Source organism: Legionella nigrisilvae, assembly GCF_977063395.2.
The window spans coordinates 332,270-356,065 of sequence record NZ_CDRUGZ020000011.1; the positions used below are offsets into that span (position 1 = coordinate 332,270).

Consider the following 23,796-nt stretch of genomic DNA (forward strand, 5'->3'; position numbering starts at 1 on the left):
TAGGTTGGGTTCTATGGCCCACCTGAGATCACAATTCGATTAAGATCCTTATTGGTATAAACCCAAACTACAAAATCTATTTTAGGATTCCATAGGCAACCAAAGCGAGTTTTCCTTAGCACATTTTTTTGCAAGCTTATACCCCGCATCAGCGTGGCGCATAACTCCGGTTGCGGGATCATTATGAAGCACTCTTGCCAGACGTTGTGCCGCTTTCTCTGTGCCATCAGCGACAATCACCACACCAGCATGTTGTGAAAATCCCATTCCTACTCCACCACCATGGTGGATGCTAACCCAAGTGGCCCCGCTAGCACAATTTAATAATGCATTAAGTAAGGGCCAGTCCGATACTGCGTCACTACCATCCATCATCCCTTCTGTTTCACGATTTGGACTTGCTACTGAGCCAGAGTCTAAATGATCACGTCCTATTACAATAGGAGCTTTAACTTCACCCTTACGAACCATTTCATTAAAGGCCAATGCTAAACGTGCGCGATCTTTTAATCCAACCCAACATATCCGTGCAGGTAAACCTTGGAATGATATTTTCTTCTTCGCCATATCCAGCCAATTATGCAAATGCTTATTATCCGGAATTAGTTTTTTAACCATTTCATCCGTTGCATAAATATCTTCAGGATCTCCTGATAAAGCAACCCATCGGAATGGCCCAATTCCTTCACAAAATAAAGGCCTAATGTACGCAGGAACAAAACCTTCAAATTTGAAAGCGTCCTTTTCTCCCGCTTCAAAAGCCATTTGCCTTATATTATTGCCATAATCAAAAACAGGGATTCCTCTTTTTTGAAATTCAAGCATGGCATGAACTTGTAGAGCCATGGATTTTTTTGCTTCAGCAACTACCTCGTCAGGGGCAGTTTTGCGCATTTTTGCCGCTTGTTCTAATGTCCATCCAGCAGGAAGATAACCGTTTAAGGGATCATGAGCGCTGGTTTGATCGGTGACTAACGCAGGAGAGGCTCCTCGTTGAATTAATTGTGGAAAAATTTCAGCGGCATTTCCTAAAACGGCCACAGATAGAGGGCTTTTCTTTTGACAGGATTCGTTTATCCAGGCTAAAGCTTCATCTAAATCCGTCGTATAACGATCCAAGTATCTGGTTTTAAGGCGTTTTTCTATTCGGGACATGTCGCATTCAACTGCCAAAACACTTGCCCCTGCCATTGTACCCGCTAAAGTTTGGGCTCCTCCCATTCCACCTAAACCACCAGTTAATATCCAACGGCCTTCCAAACTTCCATCGTAGTGTTTCTGAGCTGCAGCAACAAATGTTTCATAAGTCCCTTGCACGATACCTTGCGAGCCAATATAAATCCAGCTTCCGGCAGTCATCTGCCCATACATCATCAAACCTTTTTTATCTAATTCATTAAAATGTTCCCAAGTGGCCCAGCGTGGAACTAGATTGGAATTGGCAATAAGCACACGAGGAGCATCCTCATGAGTGGTAAAAACACCTACAGGTTTTCCTGATTGAATTAAGAGTGTTTGCTGATCGGTTAATGTCTTAAGTACTTCTACAATTTTATTAAAACATTCCCAATTACGAGCTGCTTTACCTAAGCCCCCATAAACAATAAGAGAATTCGGATCTTCTGCTACATTTGGATCAAGATTATTACACAACATACGGAGTGCAGCTTCTGTAAGCCAACTTTTAGCTTGTTTCTCGCTGCCTTGATTTGCTCTAATTACAGGGTTTGTTTTAAACTCTTCCATTAACACTGCTCCATAGCGAATAAAAAAAGAAGCATAATACACCAGAGCTATATCAGAGCATAGATATTCAATTTTAATTCCTAAATGAGCCCAACTCTTCAGCTCCTGATAGTTACAATTCGCGCAGTTCACGGCTCGTTTAATACAAATTTAAATCAATATGCCCGCGAGAGAAACACCTTGTCTATGCTAGATTACATTACTATGGTATAATTGGCCCATGTTAACTTATCGATCTAAATAAAGTGCACACCAACTCTGAAAAACACCCAAAGTCACTTCGTATTTTTTTCGCCACTGAGATGTGGGAACGGTATGGTTTTTACGTAGTCCAATCACTTTTAGCACTCTATTTAGCCTTACATTTCAAATGGCCAGACAAACAAGTTTATGCTTTAGTTGGATCATTTACTGCACTGACCTATCTTTCCCCTGTAGTAGGTGGATGGATTGCAGATAAATTAATAGGCCAAAAACGAGCGGTTTTACTTGGTGCAATTGTGCTCTTTGCAAGCTACTGGGTTTTATCATTAGTAGATAACACTACTGTTCTGACCGCAGCTCTTGCAGCGATTGCTGTAGGAACTGGATTGTTAAAGCCAAATATTTCATCTCTTTTAGGAAATGAATATCTTACGGGTTCCGCACGTCGTGAGAGTGGATTTACCATTTTTTATATGGGAATTACAACGGGTATTATTTTAGGCACCACACTACCAAGTATTTTGAATGATCATTTTGGTTGGGTTGCCTCATTCACAAGCGCTGCAATTGGTATGATCGTCGCCTTTGGCGTCTTTTTATATGGCATCAAAAAATACAATATTCAAGACTATAATCCATTTGTCTTTCAATATAAAAAGATTGTTGCAGCGATTTTCTTAATGATATTTTTATGGTCTTTATCGTTCTATATTTTAAATTCTCCTCAGTTGGCTAATATAATTTTTGGACTTGTTGTATTATTTTCAGCCGGATACATTTTGTACTCTGTCAGTGGAGAAAATGCCAATCAGTCGCGACAAACTTTAGTAATTGGTTTGTTGTGTATTATTTCAGTAGTGTTTTGGTCTTTTTACTTCCAAATGTTTATGTCACTTACCTTATTTATATCACGAGTTGTTGAACCCACATTTTGTGGCATTCAATTTCCAGCACCTTATTATGTGACTATTCAAAGCGTGGGCATGTTAATTATTGGATACTTTTTAGCTAAGAAAAATCCAAAACTTAACCTAGTAGAACGCGGATTAAGTATTGGAAAGAAATTTCTACTTGCAATCTTTATTATCACCGCTGCTTATGCCGTGATTGCTTTCGTCAGTAATTTCACTGACAAAAATGCTTTGCTAACACCACTTTTAATCATTCCAGCATATTTAATGTTTTCATTAGCGGAACTCCTTTTATCTCCAGTTGGATTATCTGCAATTACACTTCTTGCAGATAAAAACAAGGTAAGTACCTTAATGGGTATCTTTTTTGTCTCTCTTGGAATTGGCGGATTCTTATCAGGCAAACTGGCTTCATTAACAGCGATTCCCTCCGGTGAAACGAATATTGCCGTGTTAAAAACTCTATATGCTGCGGCCTTTACTCAACAATTAGGAATACTATTTATTGCAGCTTTATGCTGTCTGGTTTTATTTGCAGTGATTAAATTTTTATTAACTCATGTTCATGTAAATGATTCTTCAGATTCAATGGTACAGCCAATGCTGCGCATGCAAGTGAATGAGAAGTAATTGGGGTCATTTTTAATCTATTTTTTCTTTAAACTGGTATTTTGTCTTAAATGAATCGAGTGTATTGACTATAACTCTTTTTATATAAGCAAAATACTGTTATGATTCAGCGCCTTTTATAATTATTAGCTTATATATGTTAGATAAAAACCCAATATTAACTAAACTGTTGCAGCTGCTTGATGATAATCAGGCCATCGACGTAAAAGTAATTGATGTAAAAAAACAAACTACAATTACAGACTATATGATTATTGCTTCAGGACGCTCCTCTAGACATGTTAAAGCAATTGCACAAAAAGTTATGGAAGATATGAAAAATGCAGGGGCTCCAGCAAGGAATTGTACTGGTTTAGAAACAGGTGATTGGGTTCTTATTGACTTTGGTGACTTTATTATTCATGTCATGCAACCTGAATACAGACAATACTATAATCTTGAAGGTCTTTGGGAAGATCTCCCCGGGAACTAAATATTTTAAACGTTATGTTAAAAATCACCATCATTACTTTAGGCAATAAAATGCCGGACTGGGTTACTCAAGGCACAAATGAGTATGCCAAACGATTAAATGATGGTGTTCAACTCAAAATAGTTGAAATCCCTTTAATTCGTCGCAGTAAATCATCAGACCTATCACGGATATTAGAAAAAGAATCTGCGCTTATCAAAGATATGTTACCCAGCAATGCACGAATTATTGCTTTAGAAATTGAAGGTAAAACATTTAGCAGTGAAGAGTTAGCATTTAAGATTTCTCAATTGCAACAAACAAATAGTCATTTTTGTTTTATTATTGGGGGTCCTGAAGGCCTCTCACAAGAAATACTCAAATTAAGTGATGAGCGTTGGTCTTTATCAAAACTCACCCTTCCCCATACCTTAGTCCGTATTATTTTACTAGAAACTCTATATAGAGCGTGGTCTATTATTAATAACCATCCTTATCATAAGTAGTGTTTTTTCAAGTTGTAGTCACAGCAAACAAAGTGGGACCACACGGGATAGAAACCCAAACATTACTAGATTCCATCCAGACTTCAAGGGGCAGAAAGCTATAGTAAAGCATTCAATTTTAAGTTACTATGCAGGTCTTTAAGTCCAGCTACTGACTGTGCGTCAATGAGTCGAAATCAATCTTTTAAAAATTATAGGATGGAATCCCAGCATCAACTTTTTAGAATTAATTTGCTGGTTACTTTTCTTATTATTTTATCTTTAATTCTTGTCCTAAGACTAGCGTTTTTACAAATTTCAGAGTTCAAAAAATATCAGACCTTATCCTTAAAAAATCAAATGAGTATTATCCCAATTGCTCCACCAAGAGGAGTAATCCTTGATAGAAATGGGGTCTTGCTTGCAGAAAACATTCCCGTTTACGTTCTGGAGATAATCCCCGAACATGTAAAAAACATAGATCAAACCTTAATTGAATTACAAAAATTAATTCCTTCAATCTCTGAAGACGACATACAAAATTTCAAAAAAATACGAAAGCAAAACCGTTCCTTTGTGCCGATACCTGTTAAATTGAAATTATCGCAAGAGGAAGTCGCGATTTTTGCCATTAATCAATATCATTTTCCAGGTGTTAGCATCAAAGCGCGGCTGATGCGCCACTACCCCTTAGGTGAAATTACGGCCCATGTTTTAGGTTATGTAGGTCGAATCAATGTGGAAGAATTAAGATCGGTGGATCCAACGAATTATCGGGCTACAAACTTTATCGGTAAAGCAGGGGTCGAAAAATATTACGAAGATGTACTCCATGGAAAAGTTGGATACCAAATGGTTGAAACTGACGTAAGCGGGCGTACATTAAGAGTTGTTAATAAGATAAATCCTCACTCAGGAGCAAAACTCTACTTAAGTATTGATGTCAGACTTCAACAAGCGGCTTACGAGGCACTCAAAGATAAAAGAGGTGCTGTGGTCATGATCAACTCTAAAAATGGTGAAGTTCTTGCCATGGCAAGTTCACCAAGCTTTGACCCTAATATATTTGTTAGTGGCGTAAGTTCTAAAGAGTACAAAAAACTGTCAAATACCTTACAAAGACCTTTATTTAATAGAGCTGTACGGGGAGTATACCCCCCCGCATCTACAATCAAACCATTTGTTGGTTTGGCAGGCCTAGATAAAGGGTTTATTACTACGGCGACAACGATTTATGATCCGGGTAAGTATAAGCTCCCTACTGCTAGTCATATTTATAGAGACTGGAAAAAAACGGGCCATGGAATGATCAATTTTAAAAGAGCGATCACGGTTTCGTGCGATACTTATTTTTATCAATTAGGTAATAAAATGGGTATCTCTAATATTGAGGATATGCTCGTAAAATTTGGTCTGGGCCATTTAAGTCATATTGATCTTTATGAAGAAGCCTCGGGGATCGTTCCAAGCCTACGTTGGAAAAAACAAACTAAAGGAGTACCCTGGTATCCCGGAGATACCTTAATTACTTCAATAGGTCAGGGTTTTATGCTCGCTACACCATTGCAAATGGCAAATGCAACCGCTTCGTTGAGTCAACATGGACAACGATTTAGACCTCATTTGTTAACTAAAACGGTTAACAGTGACAGTGGAGAGACGGAGCAATATAAGCCGGTCGAAGAATATCCAATTTATCTTAAGGATGAAGCTAATTGGGAAGTCGTTGCAGATGCAATGCACAACGTTTTAACCAGCAATGAAGGTACAGGGTATCGATTTGGACGCAACCCACCTTATCCTGTTGCTGGTAAAACCGGGACAGCACAAGTATTTAGCGGCAGACAATATGAAAAAACAAAATATGAGGATATTCCAGAAGCATTACGCGACAACTCCTTGTTCATTGCATTTACTCCGGTTGAAAAACCTGAAATTGCCCTAGCAGTTGTTGTAGAAAATGATGTTGCTGCTTCAATAGTTGCACGCAAAGTCCTTGATACTTACTACCAACTTTATCCGATGAAAACAAATGAACAGACGACACAGTAAACCCGTTTATCGCTTCACCGCAAAATCACTCCATTTGGATTTTCCCTTATTAGGATTATTGCTTTTATTAATCTGCTTTGGTCTTTTAATTTTATATAGTGCATCGAATGCTAACTCGGGGATGATTTTACGACAATCAATGAGACTTATTTTCGCATCCCTCATTATGGTTGTGCTCGGTTTTATCCCCCCTCATAAATATAAGATATGGACCCCATGGATATATAGCATTGGATTAACTTTATTAATCGCTGTAATGCTTATGGGGAAAATTGGCAAAGGTGCCCAGCGTTGGCTTGAATTAGGGTTATTTCGTTTCCAACCTTCTGAAATCATGAAGTTAGCTGTTCCTATGATGGCTGCATGGTACTTTGATCGACAGACGCGTCCGAGTAGTTTTAAATCTCTGGCCATAGCCGGACTAATCATCTGTGTTCCAGCCCTACTTATTGCCAAACAACCCGATTTAGGTACGGCGATCATGGTTGCTGCGGCGGGTCTTTGTGTAGTATTTTTAGCTGGAATTCGATTTAAAGTTATTTTGTTGCTGATCCTTTTAGTCAGTTCAGCTATTCCAGTAATTTGGCATGTAATGCATGACTATCAAAAGCAACGAGTATATACGCTTCTTGACCCGGAACAAGATCCACTTGGAGCTGGCTATCACATTATTCAGTCCAAAATTGCTATTGGTTCAGGTGGATTAGCTGGTAAAGGTTGGTTACAAGGAAGCCAATCCCATCTTAACTTCTTGCCTGAACATGCGACAGATTTTATCTTTGCTGTGACCAGTGAAGAATTCGGCTTTGCAGGGGGATTTGCCATCATCGCACTGATTGTTTTGGTTTCACTAAGAAGCTTGAATATCGCATCGAATGCTCAAACAACATATACTCGTCTTTTAGCCGCAAGTCTTGCAATGTCTTTCTTTTTATCTGGTTTTGTTAATATTGGAATGGTTATGGGAATTATTCCTGTTGTAGGCATCCCCTTGCCTTTAGTTAGTTACGGAGGAACGGCAATGGTTACCTTTTTAGCAAGCTTTGGAATATTGATGTCTATCAGCTCACATAAAATTCTATTTAATAGTTTACGTTGAAGTAGATGGGTATGGTTTATCGAGAAATCATAAGTAAGTGTTTCCACTAGTAGAGGCCTTTCTGCATCATATTGATCCCATTAACTTAGGAAACCCTTAGAATGTTTTATGACTGCAGCACGAAGTGACTCAAAATGCTCTAACTTCTTTAAGCTGCAGTGCACTCAAACGGTATAAATTATAGCAAAGCGGCTACATGCTCGTAGCTTCGACGGTGAATCATACAAGGACCGAGACGATTTAAGGCTTCTCGATGAGCAACCGTAGCATATCCCTTATGTTCCGCAAACCCATACCCCGGATAGATAGCATCAAAGGCAACCATTTCTGCATCTCGCAACACCTTTGCAAGAATTGATGCGGCACTAATTTCGGGAATCAAATTGTCCCCTTGCACAATCGCTTTACAAGGGATACTCAACTTAGGGAGATGTATGCCATCAACCAATACTTGATCGGGTTTGATTGGTAAGGCCTCAACTGCTCTTTGCATAGCCAGCAGAGTAGCATGATGAATGTTTAGGCTATCGATTTCATCTACTTCTGCCCTGCCATAAGCATATGCAATAGCCTCTTCCTTTATTTGTATAGATAACAATTCACGTTTTTTGGGACTTAATTTTTTTGAGTCTGCCAGTCCCTCTATGGGTGCTCTTAAAATTACTGCTGCGGTGACAACAGCACCCGCTAAAGGACCACGTCCTACTTCATCAACTCCAGCTATAAGCATAATATTATTATTCCCTGTATCTAAAATCAGTGTATGGATAGACATAATGTTGGCCAATAATACTCTTTTAAAATTGATTTATCATCCAGGAAATGCGATCATTCGCGCAAATAATTAACATATATATGAATTATAAATGAATAAAACTCGTTGTGCTGTGGTTGGTGTAGGTTATCTAGGAAGATTTCATGCACAAAAATATCAACTTCTTCCAAATGCAGAACTAGTTGGAGTTTGCGATCTGAATTCCAATGCATTAGAAACTGTATCTCAAGAACTGAATGTTGCTGGTTATCACGATTATCACGAGCTATTTGGCAAAGTTGATGCAGTTAGTATTGCCGCGACAACGAACAAACATTTTGAAATCGCCAAAGCTTTCTTGGAGCACGGCATTCATGTATTAATTGAAAAACCAATTACTGAAACTGTATCTCAGGCAGATGAGTTAATTCAACTTGCCAAAAAAAATCGAGTAAAGTTACAAGTTGGGCATCTTGAGCGTTTTAATTCCGCGCGATTGGCTTTAGATGATTATTTAGAAACTCCTTTATTTATTGAATCAGAGCGATTAGCTCCGTTTAAACCACGGGGAGCAGATGTCAATGTCATTCTTGACCTGATGATCCATGATATAGATTTAATTCAAAATATTGTTAAGAGCCCTATAGTGTCCATTCTAGCACAGGGTACGCCTATACTGACTAAGGCAATTGATATAGCTAATGCTCGCATTGCTTTTGCCAACCAGTGTGTAGCTAATCTTACAGCCAGTCGAGTAAGTTTTAAAACAGAACGCAAAACCAGAATCTTCCAAAAAAACTCGTATCTTTCAATTGATTATCAAAGCAAAAAAGTAGCTGTATTCAAAAAAGGAACCGGTGAAATGTTCCCCGGAATTCCTGATATAGTGCGTGAAGAAACAGCATACGAACAAGGAGATGCATTATTGGAAGAAATAAAATCATTCCTCCGATGCGTCCAAGAAGATAATACACCACTGGTGACGGGTGAAGATGGTCTACAAGCACTGAAAGTTGCAGAAACAATTACTTCTTTGATACACAATAACTTAATTGAACGTCATGCAGGAATTTAAACGCGTTGTTATTATTGCTGGCGAAGAATCGGGAGATGTTCACGCATCTGTCTTAATTCGCCAATTAAAATCCACCTACCCCAATCTTGAAATTAGTGGAATTGGGGGGCGACACATGCAAGAAGCTGGAGCAGAAGTTATTTCAGATTTAGCGCATCTTGGTGTGACCGGGCTTACGGCAGTTATCCGTAATCTACATGTGATTCGCAAGGCATTTCTGGCAATCAAACAACATTTGAATCAGCAAAAACCCGATCTACTGATTCTCGTAGATTATCCAGGTTTTAACCTGAGACTAGCAAAATACGCCAAGCTAAAATTAGGTATTAAAATTCTGTATTATATCAGCCCTCAAATTTGGGCATGGAAAGCCAATCGCATTCACCTTATAAAGAAATGTGTGGATCGAATGGCAGTTATTTTGCCTTTTGAAAAAATTTTATATGAAAAGGCTCAAGTTCCAGTAAACTTTGTTGGTCATCCGCTAGTGGAGAAAATAGCCTCTGTGGACGAATGCCAATTACAGCGTACCGCATTAGGACTTCCCCAAGAAGCAAACATTTTCGCCCTTCTACCAGGTAGTCGAGCAAATGAAATTAAATATCATATGCCTGTCCTACGTGATACTGCACTCCTTTTGCATCAGCGTTACCCCAATTTGCATTTTGTAATTCCTATTGCAGATACCATTAACCCAGAGAAAATTAAACACTATTTTTCAAATGTGAATATACCTGTTAGCTTTGTACAAGGCCGAGCGCTAAACTGCATGGCTGCTGCAAATTTTATTATTGTTGCCTCAGGGACTGCCTCTCTTGAATGTGCTTTATTAGAAAAACCCATGTGTATTATTTATAAGTCTTCCTTTCTTTCCTATGTGTTAGCGATGAGATTTATTAAAGTTAAATTTTTTGGCTTGTGTAATCTTTTAGCAAACAGAATGATCGTTCCTGAGTTTTTGCAATATGATTGTAACGCTCATGAATTAAGCCGTTATGTAGATGATTTTTATAAGGACCCAAGCCAACCGACGAAAATGATTTCCAATTTAAATAAAGTAAAAAATTCATTGTCTTCAGAAAAATCCGATCGCACATTATTTGATCTTGTGGTGAATGAATTGCTCGAAAAAAATGCATAGTTTTCTCTTAAAAATATAGAATATCAATTATGCTTCATGTACAATTAATTTTGCTTTCATTTTAAATGTTAGCAATTGGAATGTGTGATTTAATTAATAATAAGGAAGTTAAGATGACTGTCATTGAAACACCTGAAGCTACTTCAAGCATAACTAAACAAGACCAAGGTCTCCAAGATTTAGTCTACAATCTAGTCTCTCGTTTTCTCGCTGAAAACAAAAGCAAAAACATTGACGATCTTTACGATATGATATTATCTGAAGTTGAGCCTCCGCTACTGCAAGCAGTAATGGAAAAACGTCGTGGCAATCAACTGCAAGCTGCTAAGATGCTAGGCATTAGCCGCGGCACAATCAGAAAGAAACTTCAAAGATATTTTGGAACTAAATATTTTCGTTTAACTGACGAATAATCTATTTAAATCACAATTTACTTATGTCTCTCAAAAGGGCTCGATATTCGAGCCCTTTTTTTACAGTAAACGTTTCATTGTTTTTAAGGATTATTACCTGATGAAAAAAATAATGTATCTCACGCCCTTACTAGGCCTTTTTCTTACCTCGTGCGTGACTGACAAACCTGATGTGATTGCAGATGATGCAGGTCAATTACACTACACAACTCCTTATCAAGATGATACAAGAGGCCGTAATGTTTTTCCCATGAAACAAGATGTCCATGGCAAGAAACTCTTTATTTTTGATCCTAAGGCCTATGCATGGGCTGCTTATGATGCCCAGGGGAACAGGGTCATGACAGGTAGTGCTTCGGGTGGAATGGACTATTGTGACGATATTCATGAAACATGTCGCACTGTTACTGGTATCTATCATGTGTTCAATAAAAAAGGGGCTGACTGCAAATCCAATGAATATCCTATTGCCCGTGATGGTCATGTAGTTGGTGGTGCTAAAATGCCGTATTGTATGCATTTCCATGATGGCTATGCGATTCACGCCGCTTATGAAGTTCCTAAGTATAATAGCAGTCATGGCTGTATTCGTGTCCTACCTGGGGCGGCCAAATGGCTTAACGAGAATTTTATTGATGTAGGAACCACTGTACTGGTGCTTCCATATGCTTAACCCCCTATCTAAATACTCATTAATCCTGGAGATATAAACACATTTCCAGGATTGACTAATTAAAATTAACACGTGTTGACTATTTAATGAACTCGTATAGAATGGGGCAAATCTTTGATTAAGGAATAAATAGGATGTCTCTAGCAAAATTAAATATCCAAGACTTGGTTGAACGATGCACGTCTGACTACATTTACGCTCATATTTCAGACTATTCTGCACTGCGCAATCCTTGTATTCTCCCATTGCCAGTTACAGCTGTAACTGATGCGGTTGCTATACAACTCGTTGAAATGCTTTCTCAGGATAAACAGACATCCTCTTCTAAAATAATTTTGAAAGCATGTATGAAGCAGCAAGAACAGGATTTTAAGGAGAACGAAGCTGACCATCAAGAAGAAATGGAGGATTGGCGCGAAGAAAAACATTTAAAAAGTCAATTACAAGAAGTTAATGAACAAATAAGAAAAAATAAGCAAGAGATAGAACACCACCAAGAACAAATTAAGCATATCCAGGTTCTTTTACAACGGGTTGATGAACAAATTACTATACCCCTCCCGCACTCAGAGGATATAACACATCATCACTCCCATTCAGAAACGGAAACATCCCCACATAATCATACCCATCCTAAAACAACTGTACAGCATGATTCAACGGAGCATACACATCCTTCAACAAAACAACACGCCGTAACTACCCATACTCCCATAAGTCCAGAAATTCATACATCTCCTAGTCATTTAAATGCAACACAACATGGACATCCAACATCTCAACTTGAACTCCAAAAAAAAGAACTGCTTCAAACTCTCAATTCCCATGAAATTGATCTGAGAAACAAAAAATTAGCTTGTGAGGGACAGATACGACACCAAAAATTAATAGAGGAAAAACTATTAAAATTTCCCTTAAAAGAGAATCAAAGAAAGGAACGTGCTCTTGGACGCGATTATAGAAATCAGGCTCGTTTATATAACGATCCCAATTTATTACAACTTTCACAAGAAAACCGTAGTGCAGTGAATGCAGCAATTAAGTTGGAACATAAAAAATTAATCCAACTAAACGAACAATTACTGCAAAACGCCAAGCAGATCAGTTATCAAATTTATCTAAACATGCTTGAAAACCTAATAGACCGCGTAATCAAACTAAATTATCCAGAAAATCAAGCGCTAAAACAGATAATTCAATTCATGAAAGACTATCTTGAAACTAAAGAAATAGAGTACGTTAAAAAAGGCATCATGGATGAAGCTCAGCGCTCTAAGAGTCAACTAGTAAAAAAATTGGACGAACATGAAAAAAAGATCGAACAATTTAAAAAATCAAATCCAGAGTTGGCATCCGCAAATTCAGCTTTAGTGGAAGAGAATAAACGACTAGAAATTTCGATTGAAAACTCACGTAACACTAGAAATACCCTTGCAAAAGCAGGACTTTTTTCTCTTCTTTTTACATGTGGAGCAACCGGAACTGGATTAGCTATTGAGGGAGGATTAATCGCACTTACCTCTTTAGTTTTTGCTCCTGCTGCATTACTTGCTGTTATTACACTGAGTATCTTCATTGCAGCCTTAGTCTATGCAATCAATGCAAGTATTGATCAAAATAAATTAGATAACAATAAAAGTACAATTGAACTTAATTGCACAAAAATTATAATGCAAAATAGTGAGATACATGATTTAGAAGAAAAGAAAATTCCGGAGCTTAAAACTAAAATCAGTAAAGCTGACAAAGAGATTCTTAAGGCAACTGCTGAGTACGTAGATATTTATGGAAAAGCTGAATTAAAATTAGAACGCGCAAGAAAAGTAGAAGTCATCTACCCAAGCCGCCAAATATTCCTTAGCGAACCATCTCTTTCCGCTATAAATCATGATAACTACAAACCAACAGCACCAGAAATAGATGATTTTACGGGATACACTTCTACTCATAAATAATTTCTATTATTAAGTGTCCTGTTCCGTTACTTGTATAACCTCTATCACCCTAAAACTGTGGATAGAGGTTATAACACTACAAAAAATTAAAATCCTATTAAACTGCAGAGGAAACTAATAATTTGTTCACTCGATTTACAAAATCTGCAGGATTATCTAACTGACCACCTTCAGCTAAAACAGCCTGTTCAAACAACATGGTCACCCATAATTCAAATAAATCATCGTCTTGGACATCATGTAAGCGCTTAATAATTTGATGCTCAGGGTTGATTTCAAATACGGGTTTGCTCATTGGAACCTGTTGACCAGCAGCTTGCAAAATACGTTGCATCTCTAATCCCATATCTTGTTCATCGGCAACAACACAGGCAGGAGAATCGGTAAGTCTATTGGTTATGAGAACATCCTTAACTCGTGAATCCAGAACTTTCTTAATATGGTTTAACAGCGGTTCCAGTGTTTTTTCCTGTTCTTTAATTTGTTCAGGAGACTCATCACCTAACTCCACTTTACCCTTGGAAATAGATTGGAGTTTCTTCCCCGCATACTCACTCAGATAACCAACTAACCATTCATCGACTTTGTCGCTAAGAAGTAGTACTTCAATTCCTTTCTTCTTAAAAATTTCTAAATGAGGACTATTTTTGGCCGCATTGTAACTAGATGCAGTGATATAATAAATCTTATCCTGTCCTTCTTTCATGCGACTAATGTACTCATCCAAGGTTGCTTCTTGCTTTTCAGAGGGAGTTGCAGTGGTTGCAAAGCGCAGCAATTTAGCAATGTTTTCTTTATTGGTAAAGTCTTCAATTGGACCTTCTTTTAACACCAACCCAAATTCATTCCAAAATTTTTGATAGGTTTCTTTATCTTGAGTGCTCATTTTTTCAAGCATGGATAAGACACGCTTTGTACATGCAGAACGGATGCTCTCTACTTGCTTGTTGTCCTGTAAAATTTCTCGTGAAACGTTAAGCGGTAAGTCACTTGCATCAACAATACCTTTTACAAAGCGTAAGTAACGAGGTAAAAATTGAGTAGCATCATCCATAATGAAAACGCGTTTCACATAAAGTTTTAAACCATGCTTCGTTTCTTGCTGCCATAAATCAAACGGTGCATGTGCTGGGATATAAAGCAAGGAAATATAATCATTCTTTCCTTCAACATGGTTATGTGACCAAGTCAATGGATCTTGGTAATCGTGAGAAATATGTTTATAGAGTAATTTGTACTCTTCATCAGTAATATCTGACTTTTGCATTGTCCATAAAGCAGTTGCTTTATTAACCGTTTCGTATTCGGTGGACTCTTTATCCTCTTCAGATATTTTTTTCATAACGATGGGCCAGCAAATATGATCTGAGTATTTGCTAATAATGCTGCGTAAACGCCAATTGCTCAGGAACTCGTCATTATCCTCTTTAATATGTAACGTAATTTCTGTACCGCGAGTTACTTTCTTTTCAGAATCAATGGTAAACTCTCCTTCTCCCTTAGATTCCCAAACAATCCCCTCTTCAGGTTTCAAACCTGCACGTCGACTTTTAACAGTTACTTTATCAGCAACAATAAATGCTGAATAAAAACCCACACCAAATTGTCCGATTAACTGAGAGTCTTTCGCACTTTCTCCAGTTAAATGGCTCATGAATTCTTTAGTACCCGATTTCGCGATTGTACCTAAATTTTCTACCGCCTCATCCCAACTCAAACCAATACCATTATCTTTAATTGTTATAGTTTTTAGTTTTTCATTAACATCGATAGTAATTTTTAAATCAGAATCGCTTTCATAAAGCGAACCGTTTGATAAAGCCAAAAATCTTAATTTATCTAATGCATCTGAAGCATTAGAAATTAACTCGCGTAAAAATATTTCCTTGTTGCTATAAAGCGAATGCACTACCAAATGCAACATTTGCTTTACTTCTGTTTGAAAGCCCATGGTTTGTTGCTTACTCGACATTTACCTACACTCCTATGACAGATACATTTTCTAATGATTATTGTCATATTGGGTTTCAGTCGTTAATTTCAAGGGGAAAAAGAAATTAAATGTTACGATTTATTTATAATCAAAACCAGGCATTGTTAAAGTACCGCCAGAATGAATAATTAATACATCTCCTTCCAAATCTTCGGTTTTAATATAGTTCCTAGCCTCAAAAAATAGTTTGGCAGAATAAATAGGATCGGCCAAGATCCCTTCTTCTCGTGCCAAACGCTTTACTTCCTTCTTAATTGTTTGATTCACCGAACCAAAGGCTTTAGCCGTAGTTGGATAAAAGCAACGAAAATTTGAGGGAATTACTCCAAGCCATTGTTGTAATTTACATCGAAATGTTTCCTCATCATCGGCTAGAAGCAATACATGAATCATTGCCGGATGATTTAATTGATCCAGTCCGTAAATGAGTGCTGCAGCAGAAAAACCTGTTCCTGCGTCAATAAAAATATGCTGAAATCTAACACCCAAAGTGTGCTCATTTATAAAAATATCATCAGCAAGAGTTAACGCACCGCGCATAGCTTGTGGAACACTCGCTCCTTCTTGCACGACAAATCCTGGCTCATTTAAGTCCTGTAAATAACCAGTGGCCAGTTCATTAACTTTTGGCCACTCATCCCGAGAAATCCAGACAATTTCCTGTTCCTCAAGAAATAATCGACTTAATTTATAATTTCCTCGAAGCTCCAATTTCCAAGGTTGAATCAAAAAAGCAGTGACTTTCAACCTGAATTCTCGGGCTAATTGCAGAGCAGCAAGTAAATTATTGGATTGAGCTCCGGCGATAATAATCAGGTGTTGAATACCTTGCTCTACTAAAAAAGGGAAAAGGCTGGCATATTTGCGTAACTTTGATCCACTAATTCCACAGCCTAATTCATCATCTCTTTTAACATAGCACCGCACCTTTTCATCAGGAAATTGATTTAAACGATGTGCTCGGCTGGATAAATTCCACATAATTAAATTAAATTTGTAGCCTGGGTGGACGCAGTAGAGCCCGGGAAGATAAGTTTCATATATAAACCCAGGCTCCACTTCGTCCCACCCAGGCCACAGATGTTATATTAATGAGCTTCTCTTACAAAATCTAAATGATTAGCTGCTGAGGTTGATTCATGAAACTTATAACCCAACTCATTAAATTGTTTAAGCTGCTCTAGATCATCTAATTGATTTTGCATGAGAAACCTAGCTATTGTTCCGCGTGCTTTTTTTGCGTGAATACCAATCATTTTCAGCTGATCATTCTTTTTTTCATAAAAATTGATAGTTATCAGTGGATAATTTAATTCTTTTGAATCGACGGCTTTTACATATTCATTTGAAGCTAAATTTATTAATACTGGATTTTTCTGAGCTGCTAATTCTTGATTTAAGGCTTGGGTAACAGTTTTTTGCCAAAATTCATATAAATTTTTTCCTGCAGGATTCTGCAAATGAACTCCCATTTCAAGCCGGTATGGTTGGATATTATCCAATGGTCTTAACATTCCATAAAGTCCAGACAAGATTCGTAAATGATTTTGTGAATAGTCAATCGTTGATTGATCCCAGCTTTCTGCTTTTAATCCTTGGTACACATCCCCTTGAAATAAAAATAATGCAGGATATGCATATGGGGAGACCTTATTTACAGAATAATCGTGGTAACGTTTATAATTTAATTCGGCCAAATCCTTGGACAAATCCATCAAAGAAGCGATCTCCGCAATCGATTTAGATTTCATCAATCCGACTAGAGTATTGGTTTTATCAACAAACATAGGATTCGATGTTATACCCGAATATGGGGCGTAACTCGTTAATAATTTTTTAGCTGGAGATAATAAAATTAGCATAATCAATCCGTAGAAAATTAACGTGGTGCCGTACCAGGAACCATACCTACCCGTGGCCTAAAGACATAAATTGTTATAGGCTCACTCTTATCAAGCACATTTCCCTCAGCATCGATAACTTGCACTGCCAAAGTATGAGAGCCCCTATACATCCCTTTTATTTCAAAGACAAGATTTGTTTGCGGTTCTCCCAGAGCAACATTATCGTAAAGCAGTTGTATTTTATCCCCAGGAAGCAAATCAGGCTCTATTTGTGCGGTCACCATAACAAAACCTTGATTATTACGAATCGTTGCACCAGGTGCAGGTTCAGCAATAGCGATTTCGGTATAAGAATGGTTTAGCTTGACGGTATCGGAGTTCTCTTCTGATTGTGGTTCTTGTCCTGGAGTTTGAGAAGTTGAAGGTGTTGGTGATGAAAAACTTTGTGAATCAGGAATAGTCACAATTTCAGCTCCCTCATGAGGAGTATCACTGAAATGAACATTGCCTTGACTATCAGTCCATCTGTAAATTTGCGCAGCATAAGATGCGCAAATTAACATTATCAATGAGAAAGAAACAAAAAATTTGCTCATCACCATTATTCCTAGAGACTGTAATATAACTCAAACTCATATGGATGCGTCAGACTTCTTATTTTGCTTATTTCTTCTTCCTTCATACGGATGTAATTATTAATGAAATCCTGAGTAAATACATCACCCTGTAATAAGAAATCGTGATCCATCTGGAGATTTTCCATAGCTTGTTCCAAAGAAGCACAAACTGTAGGTACGTCCACAAGTTCTTCTGGAGGTAAATCATAGAGATCTTTATCCATAGCTTGACCAGGATGAATTTTTCTTTGGATACCATCCAATCCTGCCATCATCATAGCAGCGAATGCAAGATATGGATTTGCTGTAGGATCAGGAAAGCGTACTTCAATACGACGGGCTTTAGGATTATTCACATGAGGGATACGAATCGCTGCAGAGCGGTTTCTTGCTGAATATGCCAACAGAACTGGAGCTTCAAAACCAGGAACTAAACGTTTGTAACTGTTGGTTGATGGGTTAGTAAACGCGTTCAAAGCCCGAGCATGCTTGATTATTCCACCTATATAATAAAGTGCTGTTTCTGAAAGACCACCGTATTGATCACCAGAAAACAGGTTCACACCATCTTTCACTAATGATTGGTGGCAATGCATACCACTACCATTATCACCAACTAAAGGCTTGGGCATAAATGTAGCCGTTTTCCCGTAATTGTGTGCCACGTTGTGAACTACATATTTTAAAATCTGTAATTCATCGGCTTTCTTGGTTAAGGTATTAAATCGGGTAGCAATTTCACATTGGTTCGCTGTAGCTACCTCATGATGATGCGCTTCAACAACAATTCCTAATGATTCAAGAGTCAAACTCATTGCAGAACGCAGATCATGTGAGGAATCTACGGGTGGAACTGGAAAATAACCGCCTTTTATCGCTGGGCGATGTCCTATATTACCCCCCTCTAACTCTTTTCCTGAATACCATTGTGCTTCTTCTGAGTCGATTTTATAAAAAGAGCCGCCAATGGTTGTTTCCCATTGTACACTGTCAAAGACAAAAAATTCGGGTTCGGGTCCAAAAAGAGCTGTATCAGCAATACCAGTGGATTGCAAATAAGCTTCGGCACGTAAAGCTAATGATCGAGGACAACGTTCATATCCCATCATTGTTTTTGGATCAACTACATTGCATCGTATAAATAAGGTGTTGTCTTGGAAGAACGGATCAGGTTTGATTGTTTGCAAATCGGGCATTAAAGCCAAGTCGGATTGGTGAATTTTCTGCCAACCTTTGAATGAAGATCCATCAATCATTTTTCCGTTCTCAACAAAGTCATTATCAACTGCTGAAATCGGCATTGTTATATGCTGTTCTTTACCCCGTATATCGGTAAATCGAAGGTCTATTAATTTGGCATCATGTTCCTTAATTGCCTCTAGTACTGTATTTTTGCTCATTATTACTCTCCAGGATAGTCTGGTTGTATAGTGTACCTTAAGTGACTTATTAAACCCAATAGATTAAACTCTATGTTTTAACATAAACCATAAAAAAGTATGGGTGCTTACCAATATCAGGCGCTTCAAAAAAATGGCAACACGGCAAAAGGAGTGCTCGAAGCAGATTCTGAACGTCATGCACGCCAATTGCTTCGTGATCAAGGATTAATTCCTACTCAAATTCGGGTATTGACTCAGCAACGCTCAGGTACTCAAACTAAAAGCAAAATTTCTGCAGCCGATCTCGCTCTGTTTACCCGTCAATTGGCGACATTGCTAGCTGCCGGTATCCCTGTTGAGGAATCATTGCGTGGAGTGAGTGAGCAAACAGAAAAAGATAAAGTTAGGGAACTAATTATAGGAGTGCGGGCCAAAGTGCTTGAAGGTTATGGATTAGCACAGGCAATGACCCAATTTCCCCATGCCTTTCCGGAGTTATATCGTGCAACTGTTGGTTCCGGTGAACAAACCGGACACCTTGATGTAGTTTTAGAAAAACTAGCAGACTATACTGAAAATCAACAACAAACGAAGCAAAAAGTACAGCAAGCATTGATTTATCCGCTTATTATGATACTCGTTTCCATTGCTATTATTTGTTTTTTACTCAGTTTTGTAGTACCCAAAATCATTGAAGTATTCACAAGCGGTGGACAAACCCTTCCTGAAATGACCGTATTATTAATTAATATAAGTCACTTTATTAGAGATTATGGCCATTACACTTTGATTGCTCTTATTTTTATATTCATTGCCTTTAAAAAAAGTCTCGCTAATGAAAAAGTTAAAACAGCTTGGCATCGTCTATTGTTGAGGCTGCCTATAGTGTCTTATTTAGTAAAAACAGTTAATGTTTCGCGTTATATACATACTTTTGGTATACTTTTCGCTGCAGGAGTGAGTGTTTTAGAAACCATGCGTGTTGCAGCAAGTCTAGTGACCAATGTGGTTATGCGACAAGCTTTTGATACTGCTGCTGTAAAAGTTAGAGAAGGATGTGGTATTAACGAAGCATTAAAAGAAACGAGTTACATTAGTCCCATGGCAATCCATTTAATTGCTAGCGGTGAGAAAAGTGGCCAATTGTCAAATATGATGGAGCGCGCAGCTGTTCATCTTGATAATGAAGTCAAACGGTTGATTGATACGTCATTAACGTTATTGGAACCAATGGTGATTCTTTTGATGGGTGCAATCGTTTTATTTATTGTTTTAGCTACCTTATTACCTATTTTTTCAATGGAGCAGTTGATTACTTAAATTTTAATACTTGTAGTCGGGTGAGGCATCAAATGATACGCTTCATTCATCCAATCTACGTTTAAGTCGAGGTAAAAATGAATAGACAAAAAGGATTCTCATTAATTGAAATTATGGTAGTGGTTGTAATATTAGGTATTCTCGCATCTATAGTCGTACCTAAAATTATGGGACGCCCTGATGAGGCAAGAAGAGTCAAAGCCAAACAAGATGTGCTTGCCATACAGAATGCTTTGGATTTATATAAATTGGATAACGGTAATTATCCTACCACCGATCAAGGTTTGCTGGCTCTTGTTGAAAAACCCTCCTCTAACCCGGTACCCAATAATTGGAAACAATACCTTAAGTCACTTCCTAAAGATCCATGGGGAAGAGATTATCTTTATTTAAATCCTGGACAACATGGCGATGTCGATATATTCACCTATGGTGCAGAAGGACAACCTGGAGGTACAGGTATAAATGCCGAGATTGGTAATTGGGATGAACCAAAGCAATAAATATTTTTGGGACACTGCTATAGAGAGTGAAGTAGGAAAGGATACAGAGCATGGAACCGCTAGGTACACTCACGTACAAGGGGTTTCATCAGAATATTTCCCCTCTGCAGTTTCCAGGAAATTGAATCATGGTTTTACTTTGATTGAAATCTTGATTGTTTTGGTGATTATAGGCATTACCTTCGGTTTTGCCTTAATTGCTTTTGGTGACTTTGGTGAAAGTCGACGTCTCTTATTTTCAGCCGAACAACTCGTGAACACCCTTCGTTTGGCCCAACAACAGGCTATTTTAGAAACCAGCACACTGGGTCTACGTATTGATAATACAGGTTATCAAATACTTCAATTACACAATAACGCTCAATGGAAGCCAATTTCCGATAAAGGAGTGTTTAAAATGACTTACTTTCCCAACGACACTCATATTACTTTGAAAACACTTAATTCAACTCCGGTAGGAACCCCTTCCATTATTATTTTTGCCTCGGGGGATCTTACTCCTTTTACATTAAATTTTGGCAGCAAAAAGGACAATAATTTAGCTATGCTTATTGGTAAACGAAATGGGGATTTAACTCTCAATGTGGTACATACTAAATGAGTACCTATCATCACAAATCAGGATTTACGCTCATTGAGGTATTATTAGCACTTTCTATAATCGCTATTGCCTTAACCGCTTTACTTAAAGCAATATCCCAAAATGTCGAAACCACACGCCGGGTAAAGGAGAAATCAGTAAGTCATTGGGTTGCTATGCAAGGGGTGACCATGATTCAGCTTAATTTATTACAGCTCAATCAAAGTCAAGAAACAACCCAAGATACCACCATGTTGAATGAACATTGGTACTGGAGAGCAAAAGTTAGTTCTACACCTCTAAAAAATATTCAAAAAATAGTTATTTCAGTCAGTACGGAAAAATCAGGTCCATTTAGAGAGGAACTGCAAGCATTTAGGTTTGTACCATGAAAAAAAACATAACCTCCAAAAAAATTAATGGTTTTACTCTGATTGAAATTTTAATTGCGCTTGCGGTATTCGCCATTCTTGCAACAATCACTTCATCCGTATTATATAACGCATTCACCATACGTTCTCGAGTGAATGCCCAAAGTGAACGCCTCAATGAGTTACAACTTGCATTAAGTCTCATTCAACAGGATACCCTCCAAGCTGTAGAACGTCCTATTCGTAGTAATGAGATGCGATTATTACCCGCATTAATAGGACAAAAAAATTATCTTGAATTCACACGTGACGGTAATGTAAATCCTGGCAGCCTTGAAAAACGCAGTACTTTAAAGCGAGTGGCTTATCTCTGTCAGCAGGGAACACTGATTCGTAGAACTTGGAATAGTCTTGATATAATTGATCAGAAAATTTATGAAGATAAACTCTTATTAAAACATCTCACTAATTGTCATTTTGGTTACTTAAATCAAGATGTACAAATACTTCCTGAATGGAGAGAACAAGCAGTAAGCTTAAATCAGCGTAAAGAGCCTTTTCCTAAAGCAGTTCAAGTTAATTTGACTTTTCGGGATCAGGGGGAAATAAATTTACTTTTTATATTACCGGGTGCACTTTATGCTTCAAGTTAAAACCTTAAAAGGAAGCGCCTTACTCACCGCGCTTTTCATTATGACCTTGGTAGCAATTGTAGCCACTGCTATGAGTACTAAGGTTCAATTAGATATTTATCGTACACGTCTTATCATTATTCACGATAGAGTCTATCTTGCTTCACAAGCAGTTGCTTTCTGGGCACTTGGAGAGTTAAGTAATAAAAAAAATAATTTTACCAAAGCGAATGCTCAAGGAGTGGTAAGTTTCTTCCCACATACTATGGAACATATTGACAGCACAGTCACTCTAAAAGGTGCCCTTTACGATTTACAATCTCAATATAATATCAATAATTTGGAAAACAGAAAATCAATGCTAGGATTTGTAAATCTCATGAATGCAGCGGTACCGCAAAATGCGGAAGCGGAGAAGGTTAAGTTAACCCTTGCAATTACAGATTGGCTTTCTTCTTATGATCTCGCACGCGGTAAAGATAATTACCTATCTTATTATATGAGTCAGAAACCGCCCTATTATCCAAGTCACCAACTCATGAGTAGCAAATCAGAACTTCGTTTAGTGAAAGATGTGAACGCATCGCTTTATTCAACTCTGGAACCTTTAATTACTGCATTGCCTGAATCCACACCCATCAATATTAATACGGCTCCCATAAAAGTCCTCAAATCGCTCAGTAGTACAACCAAGGAAACTCAACTTAATGAATTAATTAAAGCGAGAAAAGAAAACGGTATAAAAGATCTGAGCAAAATTTCTGAGATACTCAAAAAACTAAATATAGCGAATGATCAAATTACCTTAGAGAGTAGTTATTTTCTCAGCGTTGCTTCAGCAACGAGCGAAAACCTCAATCTAACTGTATATACTTTATTGAAACGGAGTCGTGATAAAAATGGAAAAATATCAGTCAACATCCTCAGAGAAAGCTTTAATGTTTTTTAATTTAAAACATCTACGA

23 protein-coding genes are annotated in these 23,796 nt (G+C 37.8%); 16 read left to right on the forward strand and 7 right to left on the reverse strand.

Annotated elements, in window-relative coordinates; translation table 11 throughout:
* Positions 1 to 81: 81 nt before the first annotated feature.
* Positions 82 to 1,746, reverse strand: a complete 1,665-nt coding sequence (hutU, locus tag ACWTE2_RS01535) for a urocanate hydratase (RefSeq protein WP_454783858.1) — start codon at positions 1,744 to 1,746, stop codon at positions 82 to 84.
* Positions 1,747 to 1,991: 245 nt separating this feature from the next.
* Between hutU and ACWTE2_RS01540 the strand changes: the two genes are divergently transcribed.
* From ACWTE2_RS01540 to rodA, 5 genes are all read left to right on the forward strand, one after another.
* A complete protein-coding gene (locus tag ACWTE2_RS01540; RefSeq protein ID WP_454783859.1) occupies positions 1,992 to 3,491 on the forward strand; it encodes a peptide MFS transporter in 1,500 nt (499 codons plus the stop codon).
* Positions 3,492 to 3,627: 136 nt separating this feature from the next.
* Positions 3,628 to 3,963 carry a ribosome silencing factor gene (gene rsfS, locus ACWTE2_RS01545; RefSeq protein WP_454783860.1) on the forward strand — a complete coding sequence of 112 codons (336 nt, stop codon included), beginning with the start codon at positions 3,628 to 3,630 and terminating at the stop codon, positions 3,961 to 3,963.
* 14 nt (positions 3,964 to 3,977) lie between these two features.
* Positions 3,978 to 4,448, forward strand: coding sequence for a 23S rRNA (pseudouridine(1915)-N(3))-methyltransferase RlmH (gene rlmH, locus ACWTE2_RS01550; protein WP_454783861.1), 471 nt, complete (start codon positions 3,978 to 3,980; stop codon positions 4,446 to 4,448).
* Between the two features lie 165 nt (positions 4,449 to 4,613).
* Positions 4,614 to 6,479, forward strand: coding sequence for a penicillin-binding protein 2 (gene mrdA, locus ACWTE2_RS01555; RefSeq protein ID WP_454783862.1), 1,866 nt, complete (start codon positions 4,614 to 4,616; stop codon positions 6,477 to 6,479).
* Complete coding sequence (gene rodA / locus ACWTE2_RS01560) at positions 6,460 to 7,578, forward strand: rod shape-determining protein RodA (protein WP_454783863.1); 1,119 nt, start codon at positions 6,460 to 6,462, stop codon at positions 7,576 to 7,578. Before mrdA ends, rodA begins: the two co-directional genes overlap by 20 nt.
* A 178-nt stretch (positions 7,579 to 7,756) precedes the next feature.
* Here rodA and rnhB read toward each other — a convergent pair whose 3' ends face one another.
* The gene (rnhB, locus tag ACWTE2_RS01565; protein WP_182393667.1) at positions 7,757 to 8,308 is read right to left on the reverse strand and encodes a ribonuclease HII; all 552 of its coding nucleotides are present in this window, start codon (positions 8,306 to 8,308) and stop codon (positions 7,757 to 7,759) included.
* A 136-nt stretch (positions 8,309 to 8,444) separates the two neighbouring features.
* Between rnhB and ACWTE2_RS01570 the strand changes: the two genes are divergently transcribed.
* The 5 genes from ACWTE2_RS01570 to ACWTE2_RS01590 all read left to right on the forward strand — a co-directional run bounded on the left by ACWTE2_RS01570 (position 8,445) and on the right by ACWTE2_RS01590 (position 13,589).
* Positions 8,445 to 9,407, forward strand: coding sequence for a Gfo/Idh/MocA family oxidoreductase (locus ACWTE2_RS01570; protein WP_454783864.1), 963 nt, complete (start codon positions 8,445 to 8,447; stop codon positions 9,405 to 9,407).
* Positions 9,394 to 10,548: a lipid-A-disaccharide synthase gene (gene lpxB, locus ACWTE2_RS01575; protein ID WP_454783865.1), complete on the forward strand. Its 1,155-nt coding sequence runs from the start codon at positions 9,394 to 9,396 to the stop codon at positions 10,546 to 10,548. The genes ACWTE2_RS01570 and lpxB overlap by 14 nt, the downstream gene beginning before the upstream one ends.
* Positions 10,549 to 10,661: 113 nt before the next feature.
* Positions 10,662 to 10,961 (forward strand): helix-turn-helix domain-containing protein, encoded by a 300-nt coding sequence (locus ACWTE2_RS01580; RefSeq protein ID WP_182390823.1) that lies wholly within the window; start codon positions 10,662 to 10,664, stop codon positions 10,959 to 10,961.
* Positions 10,962 to 11,061: 100 nt separating this feature from the next.
* Positions 11,062 to 11,634 carry a L,D-transpeptidase gene (locus tag ACWTE2_RS01585; RefSeq protein ID WP_454783866.1) on the forward strand — a complete coding sequence of 191 codons (573 nt, stop codon included), beginning with the start codon at positions 11,062 to 11,064 and terminating at the stop codon, positions 11,632 to 11,634.
* Positions 11,635 to 11,768: 134 nt separating this feature from the next.
* Positions 11,769 to 13,589: a hypothetical protein gene (locus ACWTE2_RS01590; RefSeq protein WP_454783867.1), complete on the forward strand. Its 1,821-nt coding sequence runs from the start codon at positions 11,769 to 11,771 to the stop codon at positions 13,587 to 13,589.
* Positions 13,590 to 13,686: 97 nt separating this feature from the next.
* On the opposite strand, the gene htpG is transcribed toward ACWTE2_RS01590, so the two are convergent.
* The 5 genes from htpG to glnA form a co-directional block, all read right to left on the reverse strand.
* On the reverse strand, positions 13,687 to 15,561 hold the full coding sequence (htpG, locus tag ACWTE2_RS01595; RefSeq protein WP_454783868.1) for a molecular chaperone HtpG: 1,875 nt from the start codon (positions 15,559 to 15,561) through the stop codon (positions 13,687 to 13,689).
* A 99-nt stretch (positions 15,562 to 15,660) separates the two neighbouring features.
* On the reverse strand, positions 15,661 to 16,563 hold the full coding sequence (locus ACWTE2_RS01600; protein ID WP_454783869.1) for a pyridoxal-phosphate dependent enzyme: 903 nt from the start codon (positions 16,561 to 16,563) through the stop codon (positions 15,661 to 15,663).
* A 107-nt stretch (positions 16,564 to 16,670) separates the two neighbouring features.
* Positions 16,671 to 17,444 (reverse strand): peroxide stress protein YaaA, encoded by a 774-nt coding sequence (gene yaaA / locus ACWTE2_RS01605; RefSeq protein ID WP_454783870.1) that lies wholly within the window; start codon positions 17,442 to 17,444, stop codon positions 16,671 to 16,673.
* Between the two features lie 17 nt (positions 17,445 to 17,461).
* The gene (locus ACWTE2_RS01610; RefSeq protein WP_454783871.1) at positions 17,462 to 18,022 is read right to left on the reverse strand and encodes a DUF4124 domain-containing protein; all 561 of its coding nucleotides are present in this window, start codon (positions 18,020 to 18,022) and stop codon (positions 17,462 to 17,464) included.
* Between the two features lie 11 nt (positions 18,023 to 18,033).
* Positions 18,034 to 19,443: a type I glutamate--ammonia ligase gene (gene glnA, locus ACWTE2_RS01615; protein WP_182390830.1), complete on the reverse strand. Its 1,410-nt coding sequence runs from the start codon at positions 19,441 to 19,443 to the stop codon at positions 18,034 to 18,036.
* A 99-nt stretch (positions 19,444 to 19,542) separates the two neighbouring features.
* Here glnA and lspF point away from each other — a divergent pair, with 99 nt between their 5' ends.
* The 6 genes from lspF (at position 19,543) to gspK (ending at position 23,780) form a co-directional block, all read left to right on the forward strand.
* Positions 19,543 to 20,745 (forward strand): GspF family T2SS innner membrane protein variant LspF, encoded by a 1,203-nt coding sequence (lspF, locus tag ACWTE2_RS01620; RefSeq protein ID WP_454783872.1) that lies wholly within the window; start codon positions 19,543 to 19,545, stop codon positions 20,743 to 20,745.
* 77 nt (positions 20,746 to 20,822) lie between these two features.
* The gene (lspG, locus tag ACWTE2_RS01625) at positions 20,823 to 21,248 is read left to right on the forward strand and encodes a GspG family T2SS major pseudopilin variant LspG (protein WP_182390832.1); all 426 of its coding nucleotides are present in this window, start codon (positions 20,823 to 20,825) and stop codon (positions 21,246 to 21,248) included.
* Entirely contained in the window at positions 21,232 to 21,849 is a 618-nt protein-coding gene (gspH, locus tag ACWTE2_RS01630) for a type II secretion system minor pseudopilin GspH (RefSeq protein WP_454783873.1), read from the forward strand. Before lspG ends, gspH begins: the two co-directional genes overlap by 17 nt.
* The gene (gene lspI, locus ACWTE2_RS01635) at positions 21,846 to 22,220 is read left to right on the forward strand and encodes a GspI family T2SS minor pseudopilin variant LspI (RefSeq protein ID WP_454783874.1); all 375 of its coding nucleotides are present in this window, start codon (positions 21,846 to 21,848) and stop codon (positions 22,218 to 22,220) included. Before gspH ends, lspI begins: the two co-directional genes overlap by 4 nt.
* The gene (gene lspJ, locus ACWTE2_RS01640; protein WP_454783875.1) at positions 22,217 to 22,852 is read left to right on the forward strand and encodes a GspJ family T2SS minor pseudopilin variant LspJ; all 636 of its coding nucleotides are present in this window, start codon (positions 22,217 to 22,219) and stop codon (positions 22,850 to 22,852) included. The genes lspI and lspJ overlap by 4 nt, the downstream gene beginning before the upstream one ends.
* Entirely contained in the window at positions 22,839 to 23,780 is a 942-nt protein-coding gene (gene gspK / locus ACWTE2_RS01645; RefSeq protein WP_454783876.1) for a type II secretion system minor pseudopilin GspK, read from the forward strand. The genes lspJ and gspK overlap by 14 nt, the downstream gene beginning before the upstream one ends.
* Positions 23,781 to 23,796: the final 16 nt, after the last annotated feature.